We start from the raw sequence: 12,841 nt of genomic DNA, 5'->3' as shown, positions 1-12,841 counted from the left end.
CCCGCAGCCTATTCCGGCTGCCTTTTTCCCTTCTCTATCATGGTCGATACGCGTTGCAATTTGGTTCATTGCGCACGGCGATCAAGTACGATTGATTCACCATGATGGTTGCCGCGCTGCGCCAGATACGGCAAGGTTCGCTAGCTGTTCCCGTTCGCTTCAAGTCCCCGGAAACCATGACATGACAATCACGCGCCGCAGCTTCCTATCGGCGTCGGCGGCGTTCGCCGCAGCACCGGTCCTGCGCGCGACCGCGGCACCCCTGCCGCGCGAGGCCGACGTCGTCGTGATCGGCGCCGGCGCGGCCGGCATCGCTGCAGCGCGGCGGGTGATGGCTGCCAATCGCAAGGTTGTGGTGGTGGAAGCGGCAAGCCAGATCGGCGGCCGCTGCATCACGGACAGCACCACGTTCGATGCGGCGTTCGATCGCGGCGCGCGCTGGATGCACAACCCCGACACCAACCCGATGATCCGCCTTGCGCGTAGCGTCGGGCTCGACGTGTCACCGGCTCCCGTCGGTCAGAAGATGCGCATCGGCCGCCGCAACGCGCGCGCCGGCGAGACCGAGGAATTTCTGGCGGCGCTGGTGCGCGCCAATCGCGCCATTGATGAAGCATCGCGCGGCAAGCTCGACACCTCCTGCGCGTCGGTACTGCCCAAGGAGCTCGGCGACTGGGCGGGCACGGCCGAATTCCTGCTGGGCGCGAACTTTGCCGGCAAGGACCTCAAGGAGCTTTCGGTCATCGACAAGGCCCGCGCGCAGGACCGCAACTCCGCGATCGCCTGCAAGCAGGGTCTGGGCACGCTGATCACCAGGCTCGGCGAGCAGATGCCGGTAGCGCTGTCGACGCCGGCGAGCCGCATCCTCTGGAGCAACCGCGACGTCAGCGTCGAGACATCAGCCGGCAAGATTGTCGCGCGCGCCGCCATCATCACGGTCTCGACGAACGTGCTCACTGCAGGCGCGATCAAGTTCGCGCCTGACATCCCCAAGCGCACGCTCGATGCAGCCTCCAAGCTCAGCCTCGGCAGCTACGATCACATCGTGCTGCAACTGCCGGGCAATCCGCTCGGGCTCGCGCGCGACGACATCCTGATCGAGCAGAGCAACTCGACCCGCACCGCGCAGCTGTTCGCCAATATCGGTGGTTCCTCGTTGTGCTCGATCGACGTCGGCGGCTCCTTTGGCCGCGACCTGTCGGAACAGGGCGAGCAGGCGATGGCTGCATTCGCCAGGGAATGGCTCACGAAACTGTTCGGCAGTGAGGCCACGGCGGGAATCAAGAAGATCAGCGCGACGCGCTGGAACGCCTCGCCGTTCGTGATGGGCGCGATGTCGGCGTCCGCGCCCGGTGGGCAGCTTTCGCGAAAAATCCTGACCGAGCCGATCGGCTGCATGTATCTCGCGGGCGAAGCGACGCACGATACGCTCTGGGGCACCGTCGACGGCGCCTGGGAGAGCGGCGAGCGCGCCGCCGAAGCCGCGCTCCGCCGCATCGGCGCGCTAAGGGATGAGCCTGCCGAATTGCCGACGCAATCGACGAAGCGGCGGCAGAAACGTTAGCCGTTGTTCTGTAAAAACGCCCCAAACTCAACTCGTCGTCCCGGCGAAGGCCGGGACCCATAACCACAGGGAGTGGTTATCGCACGAGATTGGTGACCACGAGTCTTCGCAAAACTACTCCCTGTGGTTATGGGTCCCGGATCTACGCTTCGCTTGTCCGGGACGACGAGCGGAGTTTGGCGCGCGCGCTCGCCTTACGACACTAACCGGAGTCCTGGCTTTCACCAGGACGACCGTGGAGGGAATTACCGCAACACCCCATCCAACGCCGGCAGGCCGAAAATGACGGCCATCGCGATCAGCGCGTAGCAGATGGCGCGAAACACTTTTTCGCTGGCACGCCCGAACAGTGACGCGCCGAAGGCGACACCTGCCGCGTAGACCGGGCCGACGACAAGGGAGAGCAGCAGCGTATCGCGCGTGATCAGGCCGGTCGTCGCGTAGCTCACCATCGAAAGCGAATCCGAGGCACCGAAGAACAGCACGATGTTGGCGCGGGCGACCGTCGCGACGATGGGGCGGCCGAGCCAGTAGCCGACGATCGGCGGGCCGCCGGTCTGCGCGAGGCCGCTGCAAAAGCCGGAGAGGCCGCCGATGCCGACCGAAAGCCAGGCGTGATCCTTGCCGCGATAGCGCCAGCCCGACAGCAGAAGCATCAAGAGCGCGGCGACGAAGCAGGAGATGATCCAGCGCGTGGTGACGGGATCGAGCACGCTGAGGAAGTAGGTGCCGATGGGCACGCCGATCAGCGCGCCCAGCACGATCACGGCCGTGGCCTTGCGATCCGCCTTGCGCCAGGCGTCCGGAAGCAGCGGTGCCGCAGAGACGAAATCGATGATGAGCAGCAGTGCGGCGACGAGCCGCGGCTGCGCGACGCTGCTCGCAAGCGGCATGAAGATCAGCGCAGCGCCGAAACCCGAGAAGCCGCGCGCGGTGCCTGCGACGAACGCGATGGCGCAAAGCGCCATCGCAATGGTGAGGCTGACATCCCTGGGGAGGAGGTCGGAAAGACTCATGCTCTACAATTTCAGGAGCATGATGTTGTCCGAAAACCGCTTCGCACTTTCGGCATCATGCTCGCAGCGTGCCGCCGGTCTTCTTCGTCACCTCGGCCACGATCTTGGCGGCCACCGCTTCGATCTCCTGATCGGTCAGCGTCTTCTCGCGCGGCTGGATCGTCACCGCAATCGCGATCGACTTCTTGCCGTCGTCGATGCCCTTGCCTTCATAGACGTCGAACACGTTGACCGCGGTGATCAGCTTCTTGTCCACCGCCTGCGCCGTGCGGACGATGTCGCCGGCCTTCACGCCGCGATCGACGATGAAGGCGAAGTCGCGCGAGACCGGCTGGAACGCGGACAGCTCGATTACGGGCTTTGCCCGCGTCGGCTTCTTCTTGGCCTCGGGAATGCGGTCGAGGATCACCTCGAACGCCATCACGGGGCTGTCGGCGCCGAGCGCTTCCAGCGCGCGCGGGTGCATCTCGCCGAAATAGCCGAGCACGTTCTGCGGGCCGATCTGGATGGTGCCGGAGCGGCCCGGATGCAGCCATTTTGGTCCCCCCGCAACGATCTGCAGCGCCTGCATCGGCGCGCCGGCTGCAGCTAACACCGCCAGCGCATCGGCCTTGGCATCGAACGCGTCGGCCGCGGCAGAGCCCGACCAGTGACGGCCCAGGCCTTCCGACGCGGCAAAACCGCGACGAACACCCGACGCCGCCATGAATTGATCCTGCGGACGATCGCCCTTGAAGAGCTGCCCGACCTCGAACAGCGCGACATCGCCAAAACCGCGGTCGGCATTGGTCTGCGCTGCGGCGATCAGGCCCGGTAGCAGGCTCGGCCGCATGTCGGAGAGATCGGATGCGATCGGATTGGCGAGCTCGAGCTCGCGCTGGCCGCCGCCGAACAGTTCAGCCGCCGGCTTGGCGATGAACGACCACGTCACCGCCTCGACCATGCCTCGGGTCGCGAGCGCGCGCCTGGCCCGGCGGGTGCGGAGCTGCAGCACCGTCAGCACCGGCTTGCGCGCATCCTCGCCGCGCTCGAACGGCGTCTCCGGCACCTTGTCGACGCCAAAGATGCGGACGATCTCCTCGACGATGTCGGCCTTGCCGTGCACGTCGGTGCGCCAGGAAGGCACCGCGACCTTCACGGTCGGACCTGCGCCCGCCATCATGAAGCCGAGATGGCTGAGGATGCGCTTTATCTCGACCTGCGGCACCTCGATGCCGGAGAGACGCTTGACCTCGGACAGCGGGAAATCGATGACGCGGTCATCGCCGAAGGCCTTGCCGGTCACGAAGGTTTCCGACGGCGTGCCGCCGCACATCTCCATCACGAGCTTCGTCGCGAGCTCCAGGCCCGGCACCATGAAGGCCGGATCGACGCCGCGTTCGAAGCGGTAGCGCGCGTCGGAATTGATGCCGAGCTTGCGGCCGGTCTGCGCGATATTGATCTCGTTCCACAGCGCCGATTCGATTAGCACGTCGGTGGTGTTCTCGTCGCAGCCCGAGGCCTCGCCGCCCATGATGCCGGCGAGCGATTCGACGCCATGCTCGTCGGCGATGACGCAGATGTTGGAGTCCAGATTGTAGTTGCGGCCGTCGAGCGCGAGCAGCCTCTCGCCGTCGCGGGCGCGGCGCACGACGAGATTGCCCGTCACCTTCTTGGCGTCGAACACGTGCAGCGGGCGCGCGCGATCGAAGGTCATGAAGTTGGTGATGTCGACCAGCGCGTTGATCGGGCGCAGCCCGATCGCGGTCAGCCGCTTTTGCAGCCATTCCGGCGAGGGGCCGTTCTTCACCCCGCGCACCAGGCGCAGCGCGAACCCCGGACAGAGCGTCGTGTCCTCGACCGTCACCTTCACCGGGCAGGGGAATTCGCCCTTCACGGCCTTGATGGTCGGATCCTTGAACTTGCCCATGTCGGCAGCGGCGAGGTCGCGCGCGATGCCGTGCACGCCGGTGCAGTCCTGCCGGTTCGGCGTCAGGTTGATCTCGATCACGGGATCGCCGAGGCCGGCCCATTCGGCATAGCCCGCGCCGATCGGCGCATCCGCCGGCAATTCCATGATGCCGTCGTGATCATTGGAAATCTGCAGTTCGGCCGCCGAGCACAACATGCCGCGGCTCTCGACGCCGCGGATGGTGCCGACGCCGAGCGTGATGTCCTTGCCGGGAATGTAAGTCCCGGGGGCCGAGAACACGCTGACGAGCCCGGTGCGCGCATTCGGCGCGCCGCATACGACCTGCACCGGTGCACCGCCGTCACCCGTGTCGACCATGCAGACGCGCAGCCGATCCGCGTTCGGATGCTGCTCGGCGGAAATCACCTTCGCGATCGTGAAGGGTTTCAGCGTCTTCGCCTTGTCCTCGATGTTCTCGACCTCGAGCCCGATCATGGTGAGCTTCTCGGTGAGCTTGTCGAGCGTCTCGTCGGTATCGAGATGGTCCTTCAGCCAGGAGAGGGTGAATTTCATGGCTGCGTGCCTCGGGTCTGGTGAGTATTCACTGAGTTGCTTTGGTCGGTGTCAGAGCTCCCTCCCGCCTTGTGGGCCACAAGGGGGGAGGGAACGGAGAAAGACTTCGTGGGTCCGAGCACCACCATCACGCGCTCAGCCCTCCTGCCAGCGTCGGGACTTCCAGCGGCTTGAAGCCGTAGTGGGACAGCCAGCGGACGTCGCTGTCGAACAGCTGGCGCAGGTCGGCGATGCCGTATTTCAGCATGGCGATGCGGTCGATGCCCATGCCCCAGGCAAAACCCTGGTACTCGTCGGGATCGATGCCGCAGGCGCGCAGCACGTTCGGGTGCACCATGCCGCAGCCGAGAATCTCCAGCCAGTCCTCACCTTCGCCGAAGCGGATCTCGCCCTTGTCGCGGCGGCACTGGATGTCGACTTCCAGGGACGGCTCCGTGAACGGGAAGAACGACGGTCGGAAGCGCATGTTGATGTGGTCGACCTCGAAGAACGCCTTGCAGAACTCGTGCAGGATCCATTTGAGGTGGCCGAGATGCGAGCTCTTGTCGATCACGAGGCCTTCGACCTGGTGGAACTGCGGCGTGTGGGTCGCATCCGAATCGATGCGGTAGGTGCGGCCCGGGCAGATCACGCGGATCGGCGGCTTCTGGCTCAGCATGGTGCGCACCTGCACCGGCGAGGTGTGGGTGCGAAGCAGCATGCGCGAGCCGTCCTCCTTCGGATGGAAGAAGAAGGTGTCGTGCATCTCGCGCGCGGGATGGCCGACCGGGAAGTTCAGCTTTGTGAAGTTGTAGTCGTCGGTCTCGACATCGGGACCTTCGGCGACCGAAAAGCCCATGTCGGCGAAGATGGTGGTCAGCTCGTCCCAGACCTGGCTCAGCGGATGGATACGGCCGGCCTCAGTCGCAGCGTCGCGCGGCGGCAAGGTGACGTCGATGGTCTCGGCAGCGAGCCGTGCATCGAGCGCTGCCGACTTCAGGACGTCGCGCCGCGCGGCAAGCGCCTGGCCGACCTTGTCCTTGGCCTGGTTGATCGCCGCGCCTTGGGTCTTGCGTTCGTCGGGCGACATTTTTCCGAGCGTGGCAAGCAGCGCGGAGATCGAGCCCTTCTTGCCGAGCGCGGAGACGCGGACGGCTTCGAGCGCGGCCTCGTCGTTGGCGGCCGCGACATCGGCGATGATCTGGGATTCGAGGTTGGCAAGATCGGTCATGGCAATCCCTTTTGGCCAGGATGCGTAGCCGATGCTCCTAGCCCGTCACACCCGGCGTTTCGCCGGGCATCCACGTCTGAGAAGTGTGTTTGCGCGAGAGATGACGGCCAGGGCAGTTAAAGCGCGACAACGCGCCTTGGCCCGGGCCATCACAAGCTGAAAGCTGCGCAGAGCACAGTGGAGGACGGCTTACGCCGCCAGCGCGGCCTTGGCCTTCTCGGCGATCGCCTGGAACGCGGCGGGCTCGCGGATCGCGAGATCCGACAGCACCTTGCGGTCCACGGTAATGCCCGACTTGGCAAGGCCGTCGATAAATCGGCTGTAGGTCAGGCCGAACGGACGCACGGCGGCATTGAGGCGCTGGATCCAGAGCGCGCGGAAGGTGCGCTTGCGGCGCTTGCGGTCGCGGAAGGCATACTGCGCGGCCTTCTCGACGGCCGGCTTGGCGGCGCGGATCGTGTTCTTGCGGCGGCCGTAGAAACCCTTGGCGGCCTTGTAGACTTTCTTGTGCTTGGCGTGGGCGGTCACACCGCGTTTGACGCGAGACATGACAAAAATCCTTCAGAGATGACTTTGGTTTTCGGAAGCGCCTGCGCGGACGCAGGCTCGGCTGAATTGATCGTGGACGCGATCAGGCGTTCGGCAAGAAGTACTTCTTGACGTTGTCGCCGTCGGTCTTGAACAGCACGCGGGTGCCGCGGAGCTGACGGATCTGCTTCTTCGTCCGCTTGATCATGCCGTGACGCTTGCCGCGCTGGGCGTGCATCACTTTGCCGGTAGCAGTCACCTTGAAGCGCTTTTTAGCGCCCGACTTGGTCTTCAACTTGGGCATTTGGCTCTCCTAATGGCCATAACAGAGTACCGCCCGCGAAGGCGGCTGGCCGTCAAAAATGCTCGTTAGAGCGTTGATTGTGCTCAGGTTTCTACGAACCAGCGTGAAACCCGCACGGGCACCGCCACGGCAGCCCTTAAATCAGCCGGGCGATGAAGGCTGGGCTTATGGCAGAGGTGAGGCCAATTGGCAATGATGAACCGCGGAAACGGGCTCGCAGACTATTTGACGTTGCCACTCTTATTGTCATGCCTTGCCGCCTGGAGGCGGACCAAAATGGCCCATTTTCCGCAGTCGCTTTCGTCTCGTGTTCTTCCCCGCCTTGGCACCGTTGCACTCCTCGCCGCGATCGGTGCCGCCGCACTGCCATCAGCCGCCGATGCCCGGCTTGGCGGCTATGACGGGGTCTGGAACGTCACCTTTGCCACCACGCGCGGCAATTGCAGCTCCGGCTACATGGTTCCGTTCACGGTGATCGGCAGCCGCGTGACCTCGGCCGGCGGCGGCCGGGTGTCCGGTAGGGTCAACCGCGCCGGTTCCGTTGCGGTCCAGGTCTCGGTCGGCGCCTCCCATGCCAGTGGCGGCGGCCGGCTTGCAGGTAGCGCCGGGGCCGGCTCCTGGAGCGGAATCATCTCCGGCGACCGCTGTAGCGGCACGTGGCAGGCGACGCGAAGCTGAAAACGAAACGGCCCGCCAGATGGCTGACGGGCCGTTGACCTCATAAGAGCTAAATCCGGCTCAGCGCGGCGCCAGCACCATGACGACCTGACGGCCCTCGAACCTGGCGTCCTGCTCGACCTTGGCGAGCTCGGCGACGTCGCTCTTGATCTTGTCCAAAAGCTTCGTGCCGATCTCCTGGTGCGCCATTTCGCGGCCGCGATAGCGCAGCGTGATCTTGACCTTGTCGCCCTCTTCGAAGAACCGCTGCATCGCGCGCATCTTCACGTCGTAGTCGTGATCGTCGATCATCGGGCGGAGCTTGATCTCCTTGATCTCGACGGTCTTCTGCCGCTTGCGGGCTTCAGCGGCCTTTTTCTGGGCGGAATACTTGTACTTCCCGTAGTCCATAATCTTGCAGACGGGAGGGCTGGTATTCGGCGAAATCTCCACGAGATCCATGCCGGCTTCCTGGGCCATCTTGATGGCCATCATGGTCTCGACCGTACCTTTGTTGTCACCGGTCTGATCGATCAGCTGGATCTGCGCATTGCGAATATCATCATTGATGCGCGGCCCGTCTTTGGCGGCAGGGGCCGGGGCTCTATTGGGACGACGAATGTTGGTTCTCCAAAGTTGTGAACGAAGCGGGTAGTCTGAAGGAAGATGCGTCTGCGGGCAAGCAAGTCGCGCCTCGCACGCGAAAAACCCTCAAATGCGAGGCATTTTGGTCACGCCCATCCCCACGCCGCTCGACATAGACACCTTGTCCCGGTTCCGCAAGCGTCCCTAAAGGCCAATGCCGATCCGGGCGTGCCGCGGAAGCACCAGACAGCTCAAACCGCACAGCAAGAGTAAACGTTCCATGACGAATTCGACTGCCAACCAGGCTCCCACCTTCATCGATGTCGGCGAGGGTCCATCGCCGCGGCGGATCGCAGTCCGCAGCCGGGCCGGGAAGGGGCCCGGGCTGTTCTGGCTCGGCGGTTTCAAGTCGGACATGCAGGGCACCAAGGCCGTGGCGCTGGACGATTGGGCGGCGGCGCATGGCCGCGCCTCGGTCCGGTTCGACTATTCCGGCCACGGCGAATCCGGCGGCAATTTTGCCGACGGCACTATCGGCCGATGGCTCGAGGAAAGCGTCGCGGTGTTCGAGCGGTTCTGCGAGGGCCCGCAAGTTGTGATCGGTTCCTCCATGGGCGGCTGGATGGCGCTGCTGCTCGCGCGCGAAATCAGGAAGCGGGCCGGCAGAGCGTCGCTGGCGGGCCTGGTGCTCATCGCGCCGGCGCCTGATTTCACGGAAGAACTGATGTGGAAGAATTTCCCGGCCAATGTGAAGAAGGAGATCGAGACCACGGGCCTCTGGCTTCGGCCGTCGGAGTATGGCGACGGCTCGCCCTATCCGATTACGCGAAACCTGATCGAGGAAGGCCGCAACCATCTTCTGCTCGGCAGCGCCATCGACGTCGGCTGTCCCGTGCGCATCCTGCAGGGCGCCAAGGACCCCGACGTGCCGTGGCAGCACGCCTTTGCACTGACGCACCGACTGCCCGCCGATGACGTCGTGCTGACGCTGATCCAGGACGGCGATCACCGCCTGTCGCGCCCGCAGGACATCGCGCGCATCCTTGCCGCGGTCGCGGAGATCGGGTGAAGTTTCGAGCTCGATGTCATTGCCCGCGAAAGCGGGCAATCCAGTACTCCGAGACGCCTGCGATTGAACGGTGAAGCCGCGGCGTACTGGATGCCCCGGTCAAGCCGGGGCATGACAGACAAGTGTGAGGAGAGGCCCATGACCATCACCGCCATGCTGCGCGCGTTCTGCGACGCGGTCGAGCAACGCAATGGCAAGGCCTTTGCCGATCTCTTCACTGAGGACGGCGTCTATCACGACGTGTTCTACGGCGCCTTCGGCGGTCGCGCAGCGATCGCCGAGATGATCGACGACCGGTTCTATCGCACGGCGACCGATTTCCACTGGGACATGCATGAGCCGGTGTCCGACGGTACCACGCTCTATGCGCGCTACACCTTCAGCTATCGCTCGACGCTGCCGGAAGCGAAGGGTGCGCGCGCGATGTTCGAGGGTGTTGCGATCATCAAGCTCAGGGACGGTGGAATCGCGGAGTACCACGAGGTCGCCAACACCGCGCCGGCCTTCGTCGACCTGAAGTTCGCCCCGGAGCGCATCGCGAAGATCGTTGCCAAGCAAGGCGCGGCGCTCAAGACGCGGCCGGAGATGAAGCGGCATCTGGCGTGAGTCTCTCCACACTGTCATTCCGGGGCGCGCCACTTGGCGCGAGCTATGATGCGCAATTGCGCATCTGAGAATCCATACTCCCGACTGGTGGTTATGGATTCCGGGCCTGCGCCTTCGGCGCATCCCGGAATGACGACGTGGAGAGATAGAAGCGCGCGCCTACCGCTTCGACGGATTTGCCATCGGCTTGCGCTGCGCCAGTGCGGCCACCGTCGAGGTGCCGATCGGTCCCTGCTCGTCATGGAGCCAGCATTCGCCGATCGCGATGCCGTCGGCGGAGTGGTGGTTCACCACCTCGAAGCCGATCCATTCCGTCACCGGCAGGCGATGCAGATACACGGTGACGTCGCTGTTGATGAAGGCGAGCCCCTGATCGCCGGCATTGGCGAAAGGGCTGACACGAGGCGCGCGCCATGCTGACTCCGCCGGAGACGAATTCCGCCTCCACCACGCGGATGCGTAGACCGTCGCGCACGAGCCGCGTGGTGATCTCGACCGGCTTGTCGATCGTCGGCAGGCGAAACATGTCGACCGTGAGCCGCGCCGGCACGAACTCGGGGCCGCAGTAGCGCTGCTCGATGCCGAAGCCGAGCAGGCCGACGACGACGCGTCCGTGCAGCGACTTCGGATCCCAGGGACCGTTGGCAACTTCCGTCGGATGGAATGTATTGCCGGTGCGCGTGAAGAAGGGCGTAGCTGTCATGACGCGCGACCTTGAAGGAACGCGCGGGGAAATCAAGGTCCCCAACCCTCATGGTGAGGAGCACTGTGTGCGTGCCTCACATACCGCTGTCATCGTCCGCGAAGGCGGACGATCCAGTATTCCAGAGGCGGTGACGAATACGGAGAAGCCGCGGCGTACTGGATGCCCCGGTCAAGCCGGGGCATGACGGCGGAGGGTTAGGAGGCCGCGCGCCACTCCTCGCGCACGCTGTCGTCGTGCTCCGCGGGCATCGCGGCCGTCCTCATCGCCGCAAAGTCCTCGTGCGACAACAATTGCCCCAGCGCCCACACCGCCGCTCCGCGCACCAGCGGGCTTGCATCGTCCAGCAATCGCCGTGCCTCCTCCGCCAGTGCCGCATCGCCGGAGTTGCCGATCGCGATCAGCACGTTGCGCAGGAAGCGATCGCGGCCGATGCGCTTCACCGGCGACTTCGTGAACAGCGCGCGGAACGCCGCGTCGTCGAGCCGCGCGAGCTCGGCCAGATCAGGCGCGCGCAGCGCCTCGCGTGCGACGAGCTTTGCCTCGCGGCCCTCTTGCGCGAACTTGTTCCAGGGGCAGGCGGCGAGGCAGTCGTCGCAGCCATAGATGCGGTTGCCGAGCGCTCTTCGGAATTCGTGCGGGATCGGCCCCTTGTTCTCGATGGTCAGGTAGGAGATGCAGCGCCGCGCATCGAGCTTGTAGGGCGCGGGAAACGCCGCGGTCGGGCAAATGTCGAGGCATGCACGGCACGAGCCGCAATGATCGATCTCGCTCTCATCGCGCGGCAGCTTCAGCGTGGTGTAGATCGCGCCGAGGAACAGCCAGGAGCCGAACTCGCGCGAGACGAGGTTGGTGTGCTTGCCCTGCCAGCCGAGATGTGCAGCCTGTGCCAAGGGCTTCTCCATCACGGCCGCGGTGTCGACGAACACCTTGACCTCGCAAGGTGCAGTCGCGACCAGCCAGCGCGCCAGCGCTTTCAGGCGTTTCTTGATCAGGTCGTGATAGTCGTCGCCCTGCGCATAGACCGAGATCGCGGCGCGAGAGCGCTGCTTCAGGATCTCCAGCGGATCTTGATCGGGGCCGTAATTGACGCCGAGCATGATCACGGAACGTACGTCGCTCCACAGACCGCGCGGATCGACGCGACGCTCCGGCTGCGCCGCAAGCCAATCCATGTCGCCATGGGCTCCGGCCGCGATGAACTCGAGAAAGTGCTTTCCGGCGCCTTCGATCGCGCCCGGCTCAGTGACGCCGATGCAGTCGAAGCCCAGGGTTTGCGCCTCGCGCGCAAGCGCCGTCTTCAGGTCGGACAGATCGGCTTCGGTCAGAAATCCAGGTCCACATAGGTCCGCGACGCCGGCACGCCGGCCAGCCATTCGCTGAGCAGCGGGCGGAACGAGGGGCGGGATTTGACCCGCGCGTACCACGCCTTTGCTGCGTCGTCCTCGCTCCATGGCACGTCGCCCAGATAGTCGATCGCCGAAAGATGCGCCGCGGCGGCGAGATCCGCATAGGTCGGCCGGTCGCCGGCGAGGAAGTTTCGCGTCTGCGCCAGCCAGCCGATATAGGCCAGATGATAGCGCACATTGGCCTTGGCGGCGCGCATCACGTCCGCCGAGGGCGGGCCGCCGCCATTCTCCTCGCTCATGAAACGCTTGTAGATGCGTTCGGTCACCAGCGGATGAGAGACTTCCTCGAAGAATTTTTCGTTGAACCACGCCATCAGCCGCCGCACCTCGATGCGCTCGGCAATTGTTTCCGGCATCAGCCGCTTGACGCCCATCGCGGCGCCATGGGCCTCGTCGATATATTCGGCGATGATCGTGGCGCCAGGAACTGACGGCTGGTCCTCGGTCGCCAGCACCGGGGTGGTGCCCGCCGGATTGAGCGTCAGAAAGGCCTCGCGCCGTTCCCAGACGCGCTCTTCCACCAGCTTCAGGTCGAGCCCGTACTCGCCGATGATCAGGCGAATGAAGCGCGAATGCGGGCAGAACGGGTGATGAAACAGCGTGAACATGCCTTTGACTATGTCGGGGGTGCTTAAGAATCCATCAATGTTTGTTCGGCGCCAGACTAGTCTTCCAAAACCGCGAGGCAACCCCGTGTAACTCGCATTTAGCGATTGCGGCAGAGGG

At 64.7% G+C, this 12,841-nt stretch carries 12 protein-coding genes and 1 pseudogene; 4 read left to right on the top strand and 9 right to left on the bottom strand.

Features of this window, described 5'->3' with window-relative positions; all coding sequences use genetic code 11:
• Nucleotides 1-181: 181 nt before the first annotated feature.
• Entirely contained in the window at nucleotides 182-1,564 is a 1,383-nt protein-coding gene (locus Q2941_RS03500) for a flavin monoamine oxidase family protein (protein WP_458191663.1), read from the top strand.
• A 245-nt stretch (nucleotides 1,565-1,809) separates the two neighbouring features.
• Here Q2941_RS03500 and Q2941_RS03495 read toward each other — a convergent pair whose 3' ends face one another.
• From Q2941_RS03495 to rpmI, 5 genes are all read right to left on the bottom strand, one after another.
• Nucleotides 1,810-2,580 carry a sulfite exporter TauE/SafE family protein gene (locus Q2941_RS03495; RefSeq protein ID WP_458191662.1) on the bottom strand — a complete coding sequence of 257 codons (771 nt, stop codon included), beginning with the start codon at nucleotides 2,578-2,580 and terminating at the stop codon, nucleotides 1,810-1,812.
• A 55-nt stretch (nucleotides 2,581-2,635) separates the two neighbouring features.
• Nucleotides 2,636-5,044 (bottom strand): phenylalanine--tRNA ligase subunit beta, encoded by a 2,409-nt coding sequence (gene pheT / locus Q2941_RS03490; protein ID WP_458191661.1) that lies wholly within the window; start codon nucleotides 5,042-5,044, stop codon nucleotides 2,636-2,638.
• Between the two features lie 127 nt (nucleotides 5,045-5,171).
• Nucleotides 5,172-6,254, bottom strand: coding sequence for a phenylalanine--tRNA ligase subunit alpha (pheS, locus tag Q2941_RS03485; RefSeq protein WP_027528249.1), 1,083 nt, complete (start codon nucleotides 6,252-6,254; stop codon nucleotides 5,172-5,174).
• 189 nt (nucleotides 6,255-6,443) lie between these two features.
• The gene (gene rplT / locus Q2941_RS03480) at nucleotides 6,444-6,803 is read right to left on the bottom strand and encodes a 50S ribosomal protein L20 (RefSeq protein WP_027528250.1); all 360 of its coding nucleotides are present in this window, start codon (nucleotides 6,801-6,803) and stop codon (nucleotides 6,444-6,446) included.
• Nucleotides 6,804-6,885: 82 nt separating this feature from the next.
• Nucleotides 6,886-7,086, bottom strand: a complete 201-nt coding sequence (gene rpmI / locus Q2941_RS03475; protein WP_008539890.1) for a 50S ribosomal protein L35 — start codon at nucleotides 7,084-7,086, stop codon at nucleotides 6,886-6,888.
• A gap of 276 nt (nucleotides 7,087-7,362) precedes the next feature.
• Between rpmI and Q2941_RS03470 the strand changes: the two genes are divergently transcribed.
• Nucleotides 7,363-7,764, top strand: a complete 402-nt coding sequence (locus Q2941_RS03470) for a hypothetical protein (protein ID WP_027528251.1) — start codon at nucleotides 7,363-7,365, stop codon at nucleotides 7,762-7,764.
• A 60-nt stretch (nucleotides 7,765-7,824) separates the two neighbouring features.
• Here the strand turns inward: Q2941_RS03470 and infC are convergent, their stop codons facing one another.
• Nucleotides 7,825-8,364, bottom strand: a complete 540-nt coding sequence (infC, locus tag Q2941_RS03465; protein ID WP_027528252.1) for a translation initiation factor IF-3 — start codon at nucleotides 8,362-8,364, stop codon at nucleotides 7,825-7,827.
• 244 nt (nucleotides 8,365-8,608) lie between these two features.
• Between infC and Q2941_RS03460 the strand changes: the two genes are divergently transcribed.
• Together Q2941_RS03460 and Q2941_RS03455 are read left to right on the top strand one after the other, a co-directional pair.
• Nucleotides 8,609-9,397 (top strand): alpha/beta hydrolase, encoded by a 789-nt coding sequence (locus Q2941_RS03460; protein WP_254109736.1) that lies wholly within the window; start codon nucleotides 8,609-8,611, stop codon nucleotides 9,395-9,397.
• A 138-nt stretch (nucleotides 9,398-9,535) separates the two neighbouring features.
• Entirely contained in the window at nucleotides 9,536-10,003 is a 468-nt protein-coding gene (locus tag Q2941_RS03455; protein ID WP_458191660.1) for a nuclear transport factor 2 family protein, read from the top strand.
• Between the two features lie 159 nt (nucleotides 10,004-10,162).
• Here Q2941_RS03455 and Q2941_RS03450 read toward each other — a convergent pair.
• The 3 genes and pseudogenes from Q2941_RS03450 to Q2941_RS03440 form a co-directional block, all read right to left on the bottom strand.
• Nucleotides 10,163-10,706, bottom strand: a pseudogene (locus Q2941_RS03450) (acyl-CoA thioesterase domain-containing protein).
• A gap of 197 nt (nucleotides 10,707-10,903) precedes the next feature.
• The gene (queG, locus tag Q2941_RS03445; RefSeq protein WP_458191659.1) at nucleotides 10,904-12,082 is read right to left on the bottom strand and encodes a tRNA epoxyqueuosine(34) reductase QueG; all 1,179 of its coding nucleotides are present in this window, start codon (nucleotides 12,080-12,082) and stop codon (nucleotides 10,904-10,906) included.
• On the bottom strand, nucleotides 12,031-12,723 hold the full coding sequence (locus Q2941_RS03440; RefSeq protein WP_027528257.1) for a glutathione S-transferase family protein: 693 nt from the start codon (nucleotides 12,721-12,723) through the stop codon (nucleotides 12,031-12,033). The genes queG and Q2941_RS03440 overlap by 52 nt, the downstream gene beginning before the upstream one ends.
• Between the last annotated feature and the right edge of the window lie 118 nt (nucleotides 12,724-12,841).

The sequence above is a fragment of the Bradyrhizobium sp. UFLA05-153 genome (genome assembly GCF_054185185.1).
The sequence above is the reverse complement of the archived record's forward strand: the minus strand, read 5'-3'. Positions and strand labels throughout refer to the sequence as shown.

Bases quoted from the DNA above. Each gene is read 5' to 3' on its own strand.
- Q2941_RS03500 (WP_458191663.1), top strand. From the start codon at position 182: ATGACAATCACGCGCCGCAGCTTCCTATCGGCGTCGGCGGCGTTCGCC.
- Q2941_RS03495 (WP_458191662.1), bottom strand. From the start codon at position 2,580: ATGAGTCTTTCCGACCTCCTCCCCAGGGATGTCAGCCTCACCATTGCG.
- pheT (WP_458191661.1), bottom strand. From the start codon at position 5,044: ATGAAATTCACCCTCTCCTGGCTGAAGGACCATCTCGATACCGACGAG.
- pheS (WP_027528249.1), bottom strand. From the start codon at position 6,254: ATGACCGATCTTGCCAACCTCGAATCCCAGATCATCGCCGATGTCGCG.
- rplT (WP_027528250.1), bottom strand. From the start codon at position 6,803: ATGTCTCGCGTCAAACGCGGTGTGACCGCCCACGCCAAGCACAAGAAA.
- rpmI (WP_008539890.1), bottom strand. From the start codon at position 7,086: ATGCCCAAGTTGAAGACCAAGTCGGGCGCTAAAAAGCGCTTCAAGGTG.
- Q2941_RS03470 (WP_027528251.1), top strand. From the start codon at position 7,363: ATGGCCCATTTTCCGCAGTCGCTTTCGTCTCGTGTTCTTCCCCGCCTT.
- Q2941_RS03460 (WP_254109736.1), top strand. From the start codon at position 8,609: ATGACGAATTCGACTGCCAACCAGGCTCCCACCTTCATCGATGTCGGC.
- Q2941_RS03455 (WP_458191660.1), top strand. From the start codon at position 9,536: ATGACCATCACCGCCATGCTGCGCGCGTTCTGCGACGCGGTCGAGCAA.
- queG (WP_458191659.1), bottom strand. From the start codon at position 12,082: ATGGCTGGCCGGCGTGCCGGCGTCGCGGACCTATGTGGACCTGGATTT.
- Q2941_RS03440 (WP_027528257.1), bottom strand. From the start codon at position 12,723: ATGTTCACGCTGTTTCATCACCCGTTCTGCCCGCATTCGCGCTTCATT.